This window comes from Nocardia sp. NRRL S-836 (assembly GCF_001279525.1).
Lineage (GTDB): Bacteria > Actinomycetota > Actinomycetes > Mycobacteriales > Pseudonocardiaceae > Lentzea.
On sequence record NZ_LGDY01000107.1, the window covers coordinates 144,777 to 161,454 of the forward strand.

Consider the following 16,678-nt stretch of genomic DNA (forward strand, 5'->3'; position numbering starts at 1 on the left):
GCAATCCCCGAGGCGGTCCACGCCATGACCAAGGGCGCGCTGAACGCACTCGGCCGGTCGCTGGCGAACACGTTGGAAGACAGAGGGATCACCGTGAACACCGACGCGGTCGCCTTCTTCACCACGCCCGGCAGCAGGTGGGTCACCGGCCAGGTGTTCGACGTCAACGGCGGCCTCTACCCGGGCCCGCGGGCCCCGTTGCACCCCTGATCTGCGGCACCCTGATCTGCGGCACCGGGTCAGGGCTTCTCGAAGTGCTGGTAGTCGATCGGCGTCTGCCAGGAGCCGCCCCAGGTCCAGCCGCGGGTGGTGAACGCCTGCTCGGTGGCATCACCCGCGTGGATCATGCCGGGCACGTTCTGCGTGCGGTCGACGTAGGGCGCGCCGTTGGGCGGGTAGACCGCGCCGCTGCGGGAGATGTAGGGGTTCTGCACGGTGTTGATGTCGATGGCCCGCCCATAGGAGTGGTTGGACCAGGCGGTGCCACCGGTGATGGCCCGGCAGTTGAACGCCGAGGTGTTGTTCGCCGCCATCGACGCGTCGTCGTCGGAGCCGTACTTCTCGACGGTCTCCATCCGCTGGATGGGGAACCGGCCGAAGTACAGGTCGGCGAAGACGCGGGCGACCTCGGCCGCGAGATCGGCGTTGACCACCAGCTCGCCGCGGTGCACGGCACCGTCGAACCCCACGAAGTCCAGGCTGACCAGCCGCAGCTGATCGGGCCCGACGGGACAGCCTTCGCGCCAGCTGGAAGCGAGCCGCTTCGCGGTGACCGGCCTGATGACGGCGACGTAGGGCCGCAGGCCGCTGCCCGCCGGCGCGGCGAGCACCACGGTCTGGGCACCGGTGGCGGACACCGGCGTGACACCGGCCAGGAGCACGGACAGGGCCAACGTGACGAGCGCGAGAACTCTGACTCTTGGTTTCAAGGGACTTCCTCTCGATCTCTCCTACGACACCCTCCGGGATCGACCCTGCCAGCGGCGCGCGAACCGCGCCAACTCCACCAGAACCGTTTCGACCCTCGCCGAAACGTCCGATCGCCCGGCAACGCCAGCTCCTACCGCTAGTCGTGCCGACACCCGGCCTCACGAGCAGCGTCCGATCCGCCCCACGCACCCGATCCACATGGCCGCTTTACCGCCGCTTTCGCGCCTCACAACCCGAATGGCGGATGCCGGCCAGTTGGCACGACCTGACACTGACAGCGTTCTGGGAGCGCTCCCAGAACCGGCCGGAGGCACTCACGTCGTCGATCAACGAAGATTTGGCGGTACACATGCTTCGCTTCTTTGCAGACGTCCCCAACCGGCACCGGCGGGCACCGGCGAACGCCAAACCGGCCAGCGGGAAGGTCGCCGCCTGGCGGGCGTTCGGGATCCTCGGCACCTGCCTGACCCTGCTGGCGGCCGTGCTGGTCACCTTCGGCGCCGGCAACGCATCCGCGCACGGCGCGGTCAGCGACCCACCGTCACGCCACTACGGCTGCTACAACCGCTGGCCCAACGACCCGTCGCAGCAGATGGCCACCGAAGACCCCATGTGCTACCAGGCGTGGCAGGCCGACCCGTCCGCGATGTACAACTGGAACGGCCTGTTCCGCGAAGGCGTCGCCGGCAACCACCAGGGAGCCATCCCCGACGGGCAACTGTGCAGCGGCGGCCTGACCTTCAACGGCCGCTACGCCGCGATGGACAAGCCCGGCGCGTGGGTCGCCGCGAACCGGCCCAGCCGGTTCACCCTCAACCTGAACGACACGTCCTCGCACGGCGCCGACTACATCCGCGTCTACGCCACCAAGCAGGGCTTCGACCCCAAGACCCAGCCCCTGAAGTGGAGCGACCTGGAGCTCGTCGGCCAGACCGGCAGGATCCCCACGGGCACCCGGACCCCCGTCGAGGTCAACGCGCCCGGCCGCACCGGCCACCACGTCCTGTACACGGTGTGGCAGGCCAGCCACCTCGACCAGAGCTACTACGCGTGCAGCGACGTGAACTTCACCGACGGTGGCACGACGACGACCACCACCACCACTACGACCACCACCACGACCGGCAACCCCTCGGCGGGCTGCTCGGCCACCTTCCAGGTGACCTCGCACTGGTCCGGTGGCTTCCAGGCCGAGGGGCGCGTGACCGCCGGCGCGACGGCGATCTCCGGCTGGACGGTGAGCTGGACGTTCACCAACGGTGAGCAGATCAACTCCTCGTGGAGCGCGACCCTGACCACGAGCGGGTCCACGGTCACCGCCCGCAACGCCGCTTACAACGGCACCGTGGCCGCGGGCGCCAGCACCACGTTCGGTCTCGTCGCCTCCGGAACCGCGGGCACACCGACCCTCACCTGCACCGCGTCCTGATCCCGCGCCGGTCCGCCCGCGGCCTCGACGGCGGCGGGCGGACCGGCGGTGCCTCACAGGCGCGGGACTGGTTAGAAGATGGCGGACAGGAACCGCCGGATCACCGGAACGACCTGGTCGAGGTGTGTCTCGAGCAGCCAATGGCCGCCGTCCGTGAGCACCAGCTCCGCCTTCGGAATGTCGCGCAGGTAGGCACGTGCGGATTCCTCGGGCATGTAGCCGTCGTTGGGTCCCCAGATGATGAGCGTCTCCGGCTGATGTTCGCGCAGATACGCCTGATAACGCGGGAACCATTCGAGGTTTTCTTTCAGTCCTTCCATCAGCTTGCGGATGAGGCCCCGCCGCTGCGGCGTGTTCATCAACGGCCAGTGCAGCTTCCACAGCTCGGGCGGGATCCGTGCGGCTTGATCTGCGGGAACCTCGCCGACGAACTCGTCGCGAAAACCCTCTTCGCTCACCGCTTCGTCGATCACCGCACGGTTGTCGTCCGATGGATCGCGCCAGTATTCTCGAATGCCCTCGTACTTGGGTCCGAGCGTGTCCTCGTAGATGTCGCCGTTCTGGATGATGATCGCGGCGACGCGGTCAGGACGGCGGATGGCCAGCCGCAGACCGATCTGCGAACCGTAGTCGTGCAGGTACAGGACATACCGATCGATGCCCAGCTCATCGCAGAAGGCTTCGAGGAAGCCCGCGTAGGCGTCGAAGTCGAACCCGAAGGCATCGGCCGGCGGCGTATCGCTCAGGCCGAAGCCGGGGAAGTCCGGGGCCACCAGGCGCCACCGATCCGCCAGCGCCGGCATGAGCCGCCGGTACTGGAACGACGAGCACGGGTAGCCGTGCGGAAGCAACAGCACAGGTGCGTCGCTCGGGCCTGCCTCGCGGTAGAAGACCTGCATCCCGTCGACGTCGACGAAGCGATGTGCCACCGCGTTCGCATCGGCGGTCAGCAGAGAAGCTCCTCGCGGTGGTGCGGAACTGCGTTGGGTCATACGGCCATGCTGCCCACCGAACCGGACGCCCGCAGCGCGAGCGTCCGCCGTGCCTTGAAGATCATCGCGCAGGTGATCACGCGGTCTTCTTGGAGCTCCTCAGATCGTTGAGGATCTGAACCGCGGCGCCCTCGACCTCATCGCTCATCGGCACCTCCGAGACCGAGATCTTCACCTCCCACCGACCAGCCACACCGTGCACCCGAAGCCCCTTGCCATCCCGTGCCGCGATCTTGCACGACTGGTCCGCACCCTCGAACCCGTCACCGGGGCACTGCATGTCGACGTACTGCTCGGCCAGCTCCTTGCCGGGGTAGCCGATCAAGCCGACGAAGAGCACCTCACGGCCACCCCGCACGGAGACCGTGCAGCTGTCGGCAGCGGCCCCGCGGGCAACTTCGACGACCTCGAAGCCCTTGGTGATGACCGCGACCGGCTCGGGCTTGATCAGATCAGGACAACCTGACCCGACCTTGTCCGAAAGCCCAGCCGGTACCTCCACCGAGGCCCCCTTGCCGGTCGGCGCACCAGCCGGCGCGTCGACACTGCTGCACGCCCCCACGGCCGTGAGCGCGAGTGCCACCGCAGCACTGACGAACGCGATCTTCATCTACTCCCCCATCAGCAAGCTTCCGCGCACACCCCGGCAACTTCCACGCCATCCTCACACCCTGGCTCGGGTGGTCTCCAGCCCGCCCGGCACGCAGCTCACGGCCGATCGCCCACTCCTCCACGCAGAACGTGGCCACCCGCTCGACCCACCGCAGCACCTCGTCCTGATCGTCCTGAATGGACATCGCGCGTCCTCCTCGACTGAAACAGCTAGCCATGTCAGCCCCGAGTCGCCCCGGTCACACCCGCCGAGGCGATCACACCCCGCACCGCCGCCCGGACCGGCTACCGCTGGGGCGAGCTCACCGGACTGCGACGCGACAACGTCGACCGTCCGCCCGCACCGGAACCCTCGGAACGTCACGTCTGCTTCACCTCAAAGTGTTCAAGTCACCCTCAGATTCCCGGGGACGGGAACGGATAGTGGCCTTTTTGACTGCCCTCGACACCGCAAAGAGTGCAGTGCCGCAAGTTTCTCGGAAGAGGGTGGAAATCAGTGGATAATTTCGGCGACCCGTTGTTGATGTTCAACGACCCACAACTTCGAAATGGGTTCGCATTTCATGACCGTCACTCTTGCGGGCGTATTTGCACGCCCGCTTCTGCGTGGCAACGTATTTTCGCGCTTTCATGTCCCTCAGGTCTCCCGGTACTCATCACGTGCAGGAGGGCAGGAAATGGGTAGATCCAGATTCGCCATCACGGCGTCGGCCATCGCGCTGACGACCTCGGGGTTGCTCGCGGCCGCCGCAGGCGCGGCTCAGGCGGAGTCGGGGTACGACAACATCGGCATGTACAAGCAGGAGAAGACCCAGTGGTGCTGGGTCGCCTCGGGTCTGACGATCGCCAAGTACCACGGCCTCGGCAGCACGCAGGCAGACTTCTGCACCCGGGCCCAGCCCTACTACGGCTGCAACAACCAGCCCGCCACGCTCGACGACATGGCCAGGGGCTGGAGCAGCCTCGGCATGGCTCGCCCCGGCTCGGGCCTGAGCAGCGCGGCCTCGTTCAACCAGGTCTACACCGAAGTCAAGGGCGCCCGTCCCGTCGGTGCGCGCATCGGGTGGACCTCGGGCGGGGGTCACATGAACGTCGTTTATGGCTTCGACACCTCGAACAACACCATCGCGGTCGCTGACCCGTGGCCGGACACCGCCACCTACACGTGGTGGAACTACAACGACTACGTCAGCAACAACTCGTTCAAGTGGACCCACTCCCGGATCGGCATCTCCCGTTAAGGCAGGCATCATGCGCGAACCAAGAACGTCCGGACGGTGGGCAGCTTCGCGCCTTTCCCGCCTGACCGCGGTGCTGGCAACAGGCGCATCCGTGCTGCTGTCCGGCCCCGCCCACGCGGCCCCGGCCAGCGACCCGCTCCCGGTGGACATCCCCGACTACCAGGCCGCTCTCGACGCTGTGAAGTCGGCCGACATCCGCAACGCCGTGTGCCGCTTCCTCAGCGTGCCGGTGCCCCGGGGCGGGTCCGACACGGTGCAGACAATCCCGGACAAGGCCGATCCGTGCGAGGGCATGCCCGCCTTCACGATCAAAGATCCGCTGCCGGTCAGCGAGATCACGCCGGGCTTCGTCGCGGGCACGTCCCAGCCGATCGCTGCCGAGGCGGTCAAGCTGACCCGTCTGGTGTCCTCGCTGAACACCACCGTCAACGACCGCCAGGTCACCGTCATGCTCGCTCCCACGCAGGGCGGCGGCTGGCACCTGGCGGCGGTGCGCGAGGGTGACGGCGAAGCCACGTTCGCCGGCAAGGCCGGTGCGGGGACCCTGGTGTTCACCGAGCCGCAGATCCGCGGCTGGTACCTGCTGAAGCTCATCACGGTGGAGCCGCTCAACGACCAGGCACGGGAAGGGCTGGGCGGCAAGTCGTCGATGTCGCTGAGCGACTACCAGAAGCTGGTCAAGGCCCGTTATGCCGACAAGCTGCCCGCATCGGAGTACGGCACCAAGGGAATGTCGAGCGGCTACGGCATCGCGAGCGGGGCCGAGAGCGCGTCGTCCACGACGCCGTTGCTCGTCGGCGGTTCGAGTGCGGCGCTCGTGCTCGTGGCCGGCGCCTGGTTCCTCTTCCGTCGCCGACGCAACATCACCGGCTGAAAACTTCCGCTTCGCCCCGGCACCCGCCATCCGGCTGGGCCGGGGCGAAGCCGTGCAGCGGGTCCGGCGGACGCGTTGTTCGACGCGCACCGCGACGATCCGGAGTTCGGCCACCGGTTCCTGGCCGACGAGGCCCGCGACGCCGGCTTGTCGATGACAGATCGGACCGCGTGGCGGATCTGCTCGGCCATGGGCTGGTGGAGCGCGTTCAGCAGAAAACGCGGCCGCATCGGCAAGAAGACCGGCCCGCCGGTGCACGACGACCTGGTCCCCCGCGATGGAGAGCTTCTTCGCGTATGCGTGACTACCGCTGTCACCCACTCGTGCAGCAGCCCCTTGCAGGACCTGCCGGTCCAGGATGCGCATGCGTCCCAGTTCCTCACCCTTCGTGGTCAATGATCATGAACGTTCGGTCACCACAGCTGATCAAGTAGCGGGACTCGGCTTGTTCAGGAGGGTGTTCCGAGAGTTGGGATGAGTTCTGGACATGCCTTAGGTCGCTTGGTGCACTATCCGCGCCCAACAAGGCATCTCTGTTACCGCCGATATTCCACCGCTGGTTACCAACCACCACATCGCGATCTGTTCATGGCGGTTGACCACGACCGCAACCCGCACTCTTTTCGTTCAGGAGGTTCCATGTCCAGACCGTCGCACGAGGCCGGAAAGCTCGATTCCGCCTCTGTGGAGCCTGACGAGATGGAACGCCTCTTCCGAGCGCCGATCATCGCAACGGTCAGCACCGTGAGTCCAGCCGGGTACCCGCAGTCCAGCCCGGTCTGGATCAAGTACGACGCCGGTCGGTTGCTGTTCTCCGCGGCCGGCAACCGGGTGAAGATCCGCCACCTGCGGGCGAACCCGAGGGTGAGCGTGATGGCGTTTGATCCCGAAAGCCCGCGCAGCTATGTTCACGTGCAGGGCACGGTCACGATCACGCCCGAGGGCGCGATGGAACTGATCGACGAATTGTCACTCGCCTACTGCGGCAAGCCTTGGGCAGCGCAGCGCGGCGAGGAACGAGTGGTGGTACGGGTAGAGCCCTCGAAGATATTCGTGCGGCGGTAAGTCGCATGATCAAAGCCGTGTTGTTCGACGTAGACGACACCCTGATCGACTACGGGAAGGCCGAACGCGACGGGATCACCACTTACCTGCGTTCTTTGGCCGTGGCCTGCGATCTCGCCGCCGCGGTAGCGAGGTTCGGCGAGTTGCAGGGCTACTACTTCGATCGCTATCTCGCCGGCCTGATCGACTACACCGGGCAGGCGACCGCCCTTGCGGCCGCGATGGTCGATTGGCTGGAACTGTCCCCGCCGGCCGATCCGTACGACTGGTTTCTGGGCTATCGTCGCCACTACGAAGCGTCGCTGACCCTGTTTCCCGATGTGCTCGATGGATTGGCGTTGCTCGGGGACATGCCGTTGGGCATCGTGACCAACAGCGACTCCGTGTACACAAGAGTCAAACTTCGCCGCACCGGACTGCTTGCACGGTTTGATTGCATCGTCGGAGTGGACACCGCCGGCGTGTCAAAACCTCATCCTCGGATCTTTCACAGCGCATGCGCGGAGCTGGGACATCTACCTGCCGTCGTCGCCTATGTCGGCGACAAGAAGCTCAGCGATGCCCAGGCCGCGGACTCCGCGGGCCTGCACGGTGTGTGGCTGAACAGGGCCGATGACGGCGCCGGGGGCTTGACCGACCTCCGTCAACTCGCCACTGCTCTCGAACTGTGCCCCGACCAGTCGCGTCACACCGCGACCGTGGCAGCAGCAGTCCAATCCGGAGTGATCGGCGCCGAGGTGGCTACCTAGGATGGATGACCTGTTCGACGCTCAGCAGGCTCAGAGCGTGCTGAGGGCGGCTTGTTCGACGATCGACCTCGACCTCGACCCCGGCGACGCGGAGCTCATACGTCTCGGCGAAAACGCCGTGTTCTGGCTGCGCTCACGTTCTGTCGTAGCACGGATCGGCCGCAGCAGTGCCCGCACGGCCCAGGTGGACCGGGAAGTGCGAATGGCCCGGTGGCTCGCGCGGATGTCCGTTCCGGCTGTTCGCGCGCTCGATGTCCACCAGCCCTTTTTCTTGGACGGGCACGTCGTCACGTTCTGGGAATCAGTGAGTACGGAGGTCTGCCATGGCAGCCCTGCTGATCTGGCCGGTTTGCTACGTGATCTTCACACCCTGGAGACACCCTCCGAACTTGATCTTCCACTCGCCGACCCGTTTCGCCGTGCACGCACCTGCCTCGATCGCGCGAAAGCGCTGAGCGAAGAGGACCTGTTGTTCGCCAATGGTCTCCTCAACGACCTGGTGGCCAGATACGAGGAACTCTCGTTCACCCTCCCCCAAGGCGTCGTGCACGGCGACGCGAACGTGTCGAACGTTTTCCTGGACCACCGTGGAGCACCTGTCCTGGGAGATCTCGACACCTTGGCGGTGGGACCACGGGAGTTGGACCTCACGCCCGTGGCCTTGTACCACCACCGACTCGGTTGGCACACCGCAGCCGAATACCAGGGTTTCGTCGGCGGATACGGCTTCGACGTGAAGGACTGGGAGGGGTACGAGGTGCTGGCGGATGCGCTCGAGATCGAGCTGATCGCATGGCTTGCGCAGAACGCCCATCAGAGCCCCGCCACCTTGACCGAGGTCGTCAACCGCATCGAGACGATCCGCACCGGAGCTTCCAGGCTCGGGTGGACCCCGTTCCTGTGAGCTCGGCCGCAGGATGTCGGGGCGTGCACAGGTTCGCCGCGAATTGGGAGCTGTAGACGATGGGAGAACCAGCCGTGGCCATCCGTCCCGAGCCGGGAAACGGCTCCAGGAGCTTTCGCGACTACCTGGAAGTGCTGGACGAGCTCGGCGATCTGCGCGAGATCGACTGGCAGGTCGACACGGACCTGGAGATCGGCGCGATCATCCGGCACAGCAGTGAGACGTGTGCTCCGGCACCGTTGTTCACCGACATCCGGGGCCACGACGGGTACCGCGTGGCCGGCGCTCCTCTGGCCTACAGCTCTGATCCCGGTGCCAGGATGGCCAGAGTCGCCGTCGCGCTGGGACTGGACCCGGCGACACCCGGTCCGCTCATCGTCGAAAAGCTCGCCGCCGCACTGCGCAACGATCCGATCGCCCCGGTCGTGGTGCAAGAGGCGCCCTGTCAGCAGAACGTTCTGCTCGGCGACGACGCGGACCTGACCGATCTGCCGGTCCCGCTGCTCCATGTCGGAGACGGTGGCCGATACATCAACACGCTGGGCATCTTCGTGCTGAACAGCCCTGACCGGAAGTGGACGAACTGGTCGGTCGCCCGCGCCATGCTGATCGACGGCCGGCGCATGACGGGTGTGGTCAGCGGGGACCAGCACAACAACGTCATCCGCCGGATGTGGCAGGAGCGAGGCGAGCCGATGCCGTTCGCACTTGTGCAGGGAGCACCGCCCGCGGCGTTGTTCATGGGCGGGATGCCACTGCCCGACGGCGTGAACGAGGCGGACTTCCTCGGTGGTTACTTCGGCGAGCCGATCGAGACCGTGCGGTGCAAGACGGTGGACGTCGACGTTCCCGCTTCCTCGGAGCTCGTCATCGAGGGCTACCTGGACATGGACGAGAGCTGGCCGGAGGGACCGAGCGGCGAGTACCACGGCTATCTGGGCACAGGTACGAAGTCGCGCCCGGTCTACCACATCACCGCGATCACTCATCGAAACGATCCGATCCTGCCGGTCGTCTGCGGCGGCAAACCCGTGGACGAGGACCACACCATCTGCGGACCCGCCATCGCCGCCGTCCTCCTGAACGAGCTGCGGTCGGCCGAACTACCGATCACGTCCGCCTGGGTCGTTCCAGAAAGCGCGTGCACCATGCTCGCGGTGTCGGTCGCACCGGACTGGCGGCAGCGCACCGGGTCGACCTCGTCCGAGTTGGCGCGGCGCGTGCTGGAGGTGTGCAAGGCTCCCGGCGCCGTTCATGCGGGCTGGTGGATCAACCGGCTGATGGTGCTGGACCAGGACATCGACCTGTCCGACCACCGCGACTTGATGTGGGCCTGGGCAACCCGGTGCCACCCTGCCACCGGACGTCAGGTCGTCACCGATCAGCGGATCCCGGCGGGGGTCGTGTCCTACGACGATGCGGAACGCAAGGCCGCTCGCGGCCCGGTCGAAGTGCTGGACTGTCTGCTCCGTGTCGACCTACCTGCGCCGCGGAGCACCGCGTTCGCCGACAACTACCCGGTGGAGCTGCGTCAGAAGGTCCTCGTTGATCTGCACGGCGACCACCGAGCAGGCAACGGAGCTTCGCTCGCATGACCATCGGGGAGCTGAGCGCCAACGGGCAACATCGTCGTCACCTGGACGAGCCTCATCGCGGCCGCAACCTGCCCGTGGTGGTCGGGATCAGCGGCGGCAGCGGGGTGATCTACGGAATCCGTCTGCTCCAGGTTCTGCGGACCTTGGAGATACCGTCCCACCTGGTCATCTCCGTCGGCGCCCGGAAGGCGCTGCCCTACGAGTGCGACCTGTCGGTGCGTGAGATCGCCGCGCTCGCGGATGTCCACCACAGCCCCTCCGACATGGCAGCCGCGATTTCCAGCGGTTCGTTCCGCACCAGAGGCATGATCGTCGCTCCGTGCTCCGTGAAGTCGCTGGCACAGATCGCCACCGGTGTTTGCGACACCTTGTTGACCAGGGCAGCCGAAGTCACGCTCAAGGAGCGTCGACGTCTGGTCCTGATGGTGCGGGAGACGCCTCTCACCCTGACGCATCTGCGGAACATGGCCACCGCTACTGAGAACGGTGCGGTCATCGCGCCGACGGTGCCGGCCTTCTACACACGCCCGCGGACGCTCGACGACGTCGTGGACCACACCGTGGGGCGTGTACTGGATCTTTTCGACCTCGACACCGGAGCGTTTCCCCGCTGGGCATAGGCAGCACACGCGGCGTAGTCCACACCACGACCGCTTACGGGTCGGCGGCCTCGATGGCGCACACCGCAAGCCCACACCGTCGACCTGGTCGTGCCGGCACGGCGCCGGGTGGCCGATGAGCCGCGGACGGCCCGCACCCCCGTTCGGGCTGCGGGCCGTTTCCCCCTTGATCGGACGACGAGGACTGCCGCCGCCTCTCAGTGCCAGTTCGACTCGCAGTGGATGATCGCGCCGTCCGAACCGGCGTGGCAGGCGCGCGCCGACAGGTACCGCGTGGGGTAGCGGGACCGCCAGATGGAGCTGTACGTGTACTTGCCGTCGGTGCTGCAGTCGACAGCGGGCGCGAGCTGCCGGTAGTGCCAGTGGCCGGCCCAGTTCCCGGAGGAGTCCGCGATCTCGTAGCGGATCTGGATCGCCCCGCAGTAACCGTCGGCCTTGAGGTCCGACACCCCACCGACGACGACCACGTCGCTTCTGCTGTTCCAGTAGATCGCGGTGCCCTGGTCCACGTTGCCCGCTGTGCTTTCCGCGTAACGGGAGGACCACCCGTCCAGGTCGGGGTTGCTCACCTTCACCCAGTCGTCCGTCGAGTGGGCGGAGGCCGCCGAGGGAGCGACCAGCACCGCGGCGACGATCGCCGCGAGCAACGCCAGGACCCTGTATCTCATCAGCATCTCCAAAGATCGCGCGAACCGGCCGACGTCGCACGCAGACAGGCCCGCTCAGTTCGACACTTCTGTTCCCTGGCAAGGGTTTCGTGGACAGAAGGCGAAGTCCTTGTCCGTGCGCGCACAGTGGTTGTCTACTCGCGCAGCAGGGCGTGCCGCCGGAAGTCGCTGGGAGCCATCTGGTAGGTGGCGCGGAAGAGGCGGCTGAAGTGGGCTGGGTCGGTGAGTCCCCACCGCGTGGCGATCGCCCCGATGGGCCGGTGGAGCAGGTGTGGGTTGGCCAGGTCCCGGTGGCAGCGCTGCAGGCGGCGTTGGCGTATCCAGGCGGCCGGGCTGGTCTCGTCCTCTGCGAACAACTGTTGCAGCGTGCGCAGGGAGATGTGATGGGCCCGCGCGACGGTCGTCGGCGTCAAGGCCGGATCGCCGAGCCGCTGCTCGATGAACCGGCGGACCTGCAGGCGCAACGCACCTCGGCGTGACTCGGGGGTCAGCGTCCTGCCGAGCTCCAAAGGCGTGGCCAGCACCGCGGACAGCAGGTCCACGGTGACGGATGTGAGCGTCGGCGCGTCGTCGGGGGTGAACTCGTGGGCCCGGTTGGCCAGGTCGGTCAGCCAATGGGCCAACGTGGCGCCCATTCCGCGGCGTCCGGAGAAGGAGACGGCGGCGAGCCGGTCGACCTTGTCGGCGGGCAAGGTGAGCAATGCCCGGTCGATCTGCAACGTGACGGCACGGCTGCCGGGATCGCAGGAACGCCACCCGTGAAACGGGCGGGACGTGGTGAACAAGACGAACTCACCGGCGCCGAAGCAGGCCTCCCTGTCCGCCTGGCAGATCGCGCCCTCGCCGTCGAGCACGAGGTTGACCTGGTAGGCCTCGGGGTCGGACCGGCGGACCAGCGTCGCGGTCCGTTCCACCCACAACGAGGGGTACCTCATCATGGAAACTTGGACCCCATCCCACGTCAATGTCCGTGCCGAGGCCGGGAAACCATCGTCGGCGGCGGCGCGTATGCGGGTGGCAACCAGGTCCTGGTCCATCACCTCCAACCAGCAGTCGATCTGGTCGTCGCCGGACAGGTCCTCGTTGCTGAACTCGGTCATCAACATGGCTGCGTTTCCCGCTCCCCCAGGAGTCTTCCCCACGATAGGAACCGGTATCGCTGCCGTAGATACCGAACCCGGCGCGTTCGCCGAGTGCGTGGATGCGGACGTGGAGGGACTGTGCAGAGCTGCTGGTGAGCCCGAGCCCCGGACCGGCATTCGCACATCCGGAGGCAGTGGCCTCGCCGACCTCGCCCGCCGCGTGCAGTGCGTCGCCCAGCCTCCCCAGCGTGTCGGCTTCCTTGGCGTGGAACGGACATGTCATTGCGAATATCCGGTGACGACCGGCCGCTCGCAAGGCGCGACTCAACATCTGCAACGGTGCGAGTGGTCTGGTTCGGCTCTGCATCTGACGCAGGTCGCCCGAGAGTTGGAGCGCGCCCAGGACGGGATGGTGGACTACCTGGCCGTGTGTCCTCCGTCCGACATTCCCGTGGCGATCGGCGGAGTTGATTACCAGGTAAATCCGGGAGCCGGAACTCTGTGGCAGCTCGCTGTGCACCCTTCCTTACAGTCCTGCGGCATCGGCACCCTCCTGATTCAGGCGGCTGAGCAGCGCATTCTCGCCCGAGGGCTGCGCCGAGCGGAGTTGGGCGTCGAAGAGAGAAATCCTCGCGCTCGCGCACTGTACGAGCGGTTGGGTTACGTGGCTCACGACCGGAAGCCGGATGCGTGGGATGCGGAAGGACCGGACGGTGTTGTTCGGCGTTATGAGACGGTCTGCACGGTGATGCGGAGGTGGTTGGCGTGACGTCTTGGCCAGCAGTTCGAGGTTGGCGTACACCGCGCGTGGTTCCCAGCCGGCCGCCGCCCAGGGCGGCCGGCACGCCGAGGTCCAGACCGCCGTAGCCGGTCAACCGGATTCGCCCATCCCGATTACCGTCGGCCAAGCCGCCGGAGCAGCCGCCTGGCGGCTGGCTGCAGGTCTTGGTGATGACCGCCGACGAGGCGGGCGAGCACGGCGACCAGGCGCGCGTCTGCCCCGACGAAGACGCGTGCACGGCGTCGCTCAACTCCTCTTAGGACGATCACGGCAGCATCTTCGGGTTCGGTACCACGACACGCTTTTCGAAGCCGCGGACGGCGGCTTCCCGGTTCTCGCCGTCCGCGAACAAGCCGTTGCGCACGATCGAAGTCCGTCTGCCGAGTCGACCAGGAAGGGCAGGTGAGCTTTGACGGTGTACATGAGCCCTCGCCAGTTGACCGCCATGACGCGCTCGACGTCCGCGACGTCGGAATCGAGCAAGCTTCCCCGGTGGATGATTCCCGCCGCCGCGAACACGGAATCGACGCCTCCCAGCTCGGAGGTGGCTGCGGCTTGAACGCCATTCAGCAGTCACGTCGACGACCTGGGTGAGAACCCGTGCGCCGAACCCTTCACACCGTCTTGTTCAGTCGACCTTGCCCCGATCTGGCACCGTCAGGGTGGCAAGCGCCGCGGTGGTGCGTTGATCGAGCGCCGCGAAGACGGCCACCTCCATCCAGGTCCCGTCTTCCGCGTGAAGTCGCAGAACGCCCTCTGCGCGTCCACTCGAAGCCAGCGCGTTGGACAAGCCGACCGGGTGACCGGTTCCGGAGCAGCTGCGTCACCCTGTTTCGCCGGGTTCGGGACTGTGCTCCAGTCGGGGATACCACAGTCCACTTGGGACAGAAAAGCAAGATCGCCCGCCAACCTGATTCTCGCAGGTCAGCGGGCGATTCTCATGCCATATCCAATTGTGGAGCTGAGGGGACTCGAACCCCTGACCCTCACACTGCCAGTTTGGTCCATAGAGGACTCCTGCCAGCACAAACACTAGAACCCCAATAGGCCCAACGCAACTAGCCGCAGTTCGGCGCCGTTGAGCGCCGTTCGATGACGTTGTGCTCCTGGTCTTGCTCCACTTCCGCTCCAGCACGATCAGTGTGAACGGACTCGCTCGCAGACGGTCGAGTCAGCTTCCTCACACCGTCACGTTCGTTGACCCGCTGGAAGTCGAATACGACTACGGCAACCCGACCACCGCGCTTGTTCTACGTCTCCAGCGCACCCCGTCGCGCCATGCGCGGCTACGTGCAGCCCATACCTCGGCCGAACCCGCGGAGACCGGCCCTCAGCCGGCGATCTCCCGATGGAGGCTGTTCACCTACGCCCCGCTCTACCCGCGCGAACAGGACGAGTGGCGTGGCCGAACGCTTCGCGTCAACGACATCGCCGTCACCGAACCATCGCTTGTTGCGATCCTCGCCGGACGCGGACGTCCAGCGCTGCGAGCTTGGTCATCGTGTCGGCGACGTCGACCGGCAGTTGCGATCCTTGCTGGGCGCGGAACGCCCAGCGCTGCAGGACATCACGCGCCTGTTCAGCGACGTCTACAATGCGTTGCGATCCTCGCTGGGCGCGGACGCCCAGCGCTGCGCATCGGCCCGTCCTCGCGGCGGCACCGGGTTGGAGTTGCGATCCTCGCTGGGCGCGGACGCCCAGCGCTGCCGGCGCGCTCAGCCACGGCGGTCCTCCTGGATCGCGTTGCGATCCTCGCTGGGCGGACGCCCAGCGCTGCTGAACGTGTCGCCGCCGGCCGTCGTGTCGAGCCAGTTGCGATCCTCGCTGGGCGCGGACACCCAGCGCTGCTCGAACGCCCGCGAGTCGACGATCTCGTCGTACTCGCCGTTGCGATCCTCGCTGGGCGCGGACGCCCAGCGCTGCCATCGACCCGTGGATGATCACGCCTCGCTCGATCGCGTTGCGATCCTCGCTGGGCGCGGACGCCCAGCGCTGCGGCGAACCGGCACGGCCCGAACGCCTCGAACAACGCGTTGCGATCCTCGCTGGGCGCGGACGCCCAGCGCCGCCACCGAAGCCAGCGACGCCGGGGACTCTGGCGCCAGGTTGCGATCCTCGCTGAGCGCGAACGCCCAGCGCTGCACCGGTACCTGCTGCTGGGCAACAGCTACAACAAGTTGCGATCCTCGCTGGGCGCGGACGCCCAGGGCCGCATCTGGCGGATCTGATTACCGGCTGGTCGTTCCTCCTCACAAGCTCACTACACGAGAGCCTTCAGCGTAACGCCGTCTGGCAGCCCGTCATGGTTGACGTCGAGTTTGTAGTCGTCGATCGAACGCGGCGTAACGACGCCGTCCAACTGTTGGACAGCAACATGTTTGAACAGTTGACTGGCTCGCGCACGCCCGTAGGCGTTGTCGTGGCTGAAGACATAGAGACCCTTGACGTCCATCTCGCCGCGGCCGCTCGCGCGGTCGTGCTCGAACAGGTTCTCCAGCGTCGTCCAGAAGGTGGCGAGATCCTCCTCGGAGACACCGGTCTGGATACCGCGTGTTGCGCTGTAGTGGATGTACGCCCGGTAGAGTCCGTAGTGGACGGTCCACTTGGAGCCCATCTCGGTGGACTCGCCGCTTTCGATGTCCTTCTCGGTCGTCTGGGTGATCCGGGTGATGGCGTGGGCTTGTGCCAGGACTGGGCTGATGCTGCGGGCGAAGGTGAGCTGGAGTGGTCCGCGGATGCGTCCGGCGTTGCCGTCGCCGGTTCCGACGACACCGCCGAACATGCGGATGTCGAAGAACTCGTTGCACAGCCACTGCTGGACATCGCCACGCTGCTGGGGGCTGGTCTGCTTGGTAAGTGGCGTGCCGGTGGCTTCGAAGCCTCGTTTGATGTTGGCGTTGAGGGCGATGTCGGCTTCGACGAAGATCTTGTAGCGGGGTTTGTCGGGGTGGATGAGTGGGATCTGGTCGCGGATCTTGCGCTTGAGGCAGACGTCGGTGACGAGGCCCTGGCTGGTTTCGGTGTCGGTGCGGGGCTGGTTGCCGGCGTCGGGGTCGCCGTTGGGGTTGCCGTCGGTGACGTCGAACAGGAGCACGGCGTCGTGGCGGCGGTGCGGGTCGAGGTGTGGCTGGGTCAC

18 protein-coding genes and 1 CRISPR repeat array are annotated in these 16,678 nt (G+C 66.6%); of the genes, 11 read left to right on the plus strand and 7 right to left on the minus strand.

Going from position 1 to position 16,678, the window contains the following annotated elements; translation table 11 throughout:
- The first annotated feature begins 24 nt into the window (after nt 1–24).
- A complete protein-coding gene (locus ADL03_RS25165; protein ID WP_053736001.1) occupies nt 25–210 on the plus strand; it encodes a hypothetical protein in 186 nt (61 codons plus the stop codon).
- Between the two features lie 29 nt (nt 211–239).
- Here ADL03_RS25165 and ADL03_RS25170 read toward each other — a convergent pair whose 3' ends face one another.
- Nucleotides 240–929 carry a M15 family metallopeptidase gene (locus ADL03_RS25170; RefSeq protein ID WP_053736002.1) on the minus strand — a complete coding sequence of 230 codons (690 nt, stop codon included), beginning with the start codon at nt 927–929 and terminating at the stop codon, nt 240–242.
- A 350-nt stretch (nt 930–1,279) separates the two neighbouring features.
- Here ADL03_RS25170 and ADL03_RS25175 point away from each other — a divergent pair, with 350 nt between their 5' ends.
- Nucleotides 1,280–2,359, plus strand: a complete 1,080-nt coding sequence (locus ADL03_RS25175) for a lytic polysaccharide monooxygenase (protein ID WP_082373463.1) — start codon at nt 1,280–1,282, stop codon at nt 2,357–2,359.
- 71 nt (nt 2,360–2,430) lie between these two features.
- On the opposite strand, the gene ADL03_RS25180 is transcribed toward ADL03_RS25175, so the two are convergent.
- Together ADL03_RS25180 and ADL03_RS45725 are read right to left on the minus strand one after the other, a co-directional pair.
- On the minus strand, nt 2,431–3,351 hold the full coding sequence (locus ADL03_RS25180; protein ID WP_157529193.1) for an alpha/beta fold hydrolase: 921 nt from the start codon (nt 3,349–3,351) through the stop codon (nt 2,431–2,433).
- Nucleotides 3,352–3,427: 76 nt separating this feature from the next.
- A complete protein-coding gene (locus ADL03_RS45725) occupies nt 3,428–3,961 on the minus strand; it encodes a hypothetical protein (RefSeq protein WP_053736003.1) in 534 nt (177 codons plus the stop codon).
- Between the two features lie 679 nt (nt 3,962–4,640).
- On the opposite strand from ADL03_RS45725, the gene ADL03_RS25190 reads away from it, so the two are divergent.
- From ADL03_RS25190 to ADL03_RS25225, 8 genes are all read left to right on the plus strand, one after another.
- Nucleotides 4,641–5,204 (plus strand): papain-like cysteine protease family protein, encoded by a 564-nt coding sequence (locus ADL03_RS25190; RefSeq protein WP_053736004.1) that lies wholly within the window; start codon nt 4,641–4,643, stop codon nt 5,202–5,204.
- Nucleotides 5,205–5,274: 70 nt separating this feature from the next.
- Nucleotides 5,275–6,078, plus strand: a complete 804-nt coding sequence (locus tag ADL03_RS25195; protein ID WP_197288627.1) for a hypothetical protein — start codon at nt 5,275–5,277, stop codon at nt 6,076–6,078.
- Between the two features lie 75 nt (nt 6,079–6,153).
- Nucleotides 6,154–6,477 (plus strand): hypothetical protein, encoded by a 324-nt coding sequence (locus tag ADL03_RS48695; protein WP_197288628.1) that lies wholly within the window; start codon nt 6,154–6,156, stop codon nt 6,475–6,477.
- Nucleotides 6,478–6,717: 240 nt separating this feature from the next.
- A complete protein-coding gene (locus ADL03_RS25205; protein WP_053736006.1) occupies nt 6,718–7,143 on the plus strand; it encodes a PPOX class F420-dependent oxidoreductase in 426 nt (141 codons plus the stop codon).
- Nucleotides 7,144–7,148: 5 nt separating this feature from the next.
- Nucleotides 7,149–7,892 carry an HAD family hydrolase gene (locus ADL03_RS25210; RefSeq protein WP_053736007.1) on the plus strand — a complete coding sequence of 248 codons (744 nt, stop codon included), beginning with the start codon at nt 7,149–7,151 and terminating at the stop codon, nt 7,890–7,892.
- Between the two features lies 1 nt (nt 7,893).
- On the plus strand, nt 7,894–8,796 hold the full coding sequence (locus ADL03_RS25215; RefSeq protein WP_053736008.1) for an aminoglycoside phosphotransferase family protein: 903 nt from the start codon (nt 7,894–7,896) through the stop codon (nt 8,794–8,796).
- Between the two features lie 59 nt (nt 8,797–8,855).
- Complete coding sequence (locus ADL03_RS25220; RefSeq protein WP_063798698.1) at nt 8,856–10,391, plus strand: UbiD family decarboxylase; 1,536 nt, start codon at nt 8,856–8,858, stop codon at nt 10,389–10,391.
- Nucleotides 10,388–11,011: a UbiX family flavin prenyltransferase gene (locus ADL03_RS25225; RefSeq protein WP_082373451.1), complete on the plus strand. Its 624-nt coding sequence runs from the start codon at nt 10,388–10,390 to the stop codon at nt 11,009–11,011. The genes ADL03_RS25220 and ADL03_RS25225 overlap by 4 nt, the downstream gene beginning before the upstream one ends.
- A 197-nt stretch (nt 11,012–11,208) precedes the next feature.
- Here the strand turns inward: ADL03_RS25225 and ADL03_RS25230 are convergent, their stop codons facing one another.
- Both ADL03_RS25230 and ADL03_RS25235 read right to left on the minus strand, forming a co-directional pair.
- Nucleotides 11,209–11,679, minus strand: coding sequence for a hypothetical protein (locus ADL03_RS25230; RefSeq protein WP_157529197.1), 471 nt, complete (start codon nt 11,677–11,679; stop codon nt 11,209–11,211).
- A 134-nt stretch (nt 11,680–11,813) separates the two neighbouring features.
- On the minus strand, nt 11,814–12,716 hold the full coding sequence (locus ADL03_RS25235; protein ID WP_231642217.1) for a helix-turn-helix domain-containing protein: 903 nt from the start codon (nt 12,714–12,716) through the stop codon (nt 11,814–11,816).
- On the opposite strand from ADL03_RS25235, the gene ADL03_RS48700 reads away from it, so the two are divergent.
- The gene (locus tag ADL03_RS48700) at nt 12,616–13,530 is read left to right on the plus strand and encodes an N-acetyltransferase (protein ID WP_231642219.1); all 915 of its coding nucleotides are present in this window, start codon (nt 12,616–12,618) and stop codon (nt 13,528–13,530) included. The two genes, ADL03_RS25235 and ADL03_RS48700, sit on opposite strands and share 101 nt — an antisense overlap.
- A 258-nt stretch (nt 13,531–13,788) precedes the next feature.
- Here the strand turns inward: ADL03_RS48700 and ADL03_RS50860 are convergent, their stop codons facing one another.
- Nucleotides 13,789–14,115: an SDR family NAD(P)-dependent oxidoreductase gene (locus ADL03_RS50860; RefSeq protein WP_082373453.1), complete on the minus strand. Its 327-nt coding sequence runs from the start codon at nt 14,113–14,115 to the stop codon at nt 13,789–13,791.
- Nucleotides 14,116–14,994: 879 nt separating this feature from the next.
- Nucleotides 14,995–15,755: a CRISPR direct-repeat array (repeat unit 37 nt; unit sequence GTTGCGATCCTCGCTGGGCGCGGACGCCCAGCGCTGC).
- 47 nt (nt 15,756–15,802) lie between these two features.
- Entirely contained in the window at nt 15,803–16,678 is an 876-nt protein-coding gene (gene cas7c, locus ADL03_RS25240) for a type I-C CRISPR-associated protein Cas7/Csd2 (RefSeq protein ID WP_053736012.1), read from the minus strand.

Coding starts and splice junctions, on each gene's coding strand:
- ADL03_RS25165 (WP_053736001.1), top strand. CDS start 25: ATGACCAAGGGCGCGCTGAACGCACTCGGCCGGTCGCTGGCGAACACG.
- ADL03_RS25175 (WP_082373463.1), top strand. CDS start 1,280: ATGCTTCGCTTCTTTGCAGACGTCCCCAACCGGCACCGGCGGGCACCG.
- ADL03_RS25180 (WP_157529193.1), bottom strand. CDS start 3,351: ATGACCCAACGCAGTTCCGCACCACCGCGAGGAGCTTCTCTGCTGACC.
- ADL03_RS45725 (WP_053736003.1), bottom strand. CDS start 3,961: ATGAAGATCGCGTTCGTCAGTGCTGCGGTGGCACTCGCGCTCACGGCC.
- ADL03_RS25190 (WP_053736004.1), top strand. CDS start 4,641: ATGGGTAGATCCAGATTCGCCATCACGGCGTCGGCCATCGCGCTGACG.
- ADL03_RS25205 (WP_053736006.1), top strand. CDS start 6,718: ATGTCCAGACCGTCGCACGAGGCCGGAAAGCTCGATTCCGCCTCTGTG.
- ADL03_RS25210 (WP_053736007.1), top strand. CDS start 7,149: ATGATCAAAGCCGTGTTGTTCGACGTAGACGACACCCTGATCGACTAC.
- ADL03_RS25215 (WP_053736008.1), top strand. CDS start 7,894: ATGGATGACCTGTTCGACGCTCAGCAGGCTCAGAGCGTGCTGAGGGCG.
- ADL03_RS25220 (WP_063798698.1), top strand. CDS start 8,856: ATGGGAGAACCAGCCGTGGCCATCCGTCCCGAGCCGGGAAACGGCTCC.
- ADL03_RS25225 (WP_082373451.1), top strand. CDS start 10,388: ATGACCATCGGGGAGCTGAGCGCCAACGGGCAACATCGTCGTCACCTG.
- ADL03_RS25230 (WP_157529197.1), bottom strand. CDS start 11,679: ATGAGATACAGGGTCCTGGCGTTGCTCGCGGCGATCGTCGCCGCGGTG.
- ADL03_RS48700 (WP_231642219.1), top strand. CDS start 12,616: ATGGAAACTTGGACCCCATCCCACGTCAATGTCCGTGCCGAGGCCGGG.
- ADL03_RS25235 (WP_231642217.1), bottom strand. CDS start 12,716: ATGGACCAGGACCTGGTTGCCACCCGCATACGCGCCGCCGCCGACGAT.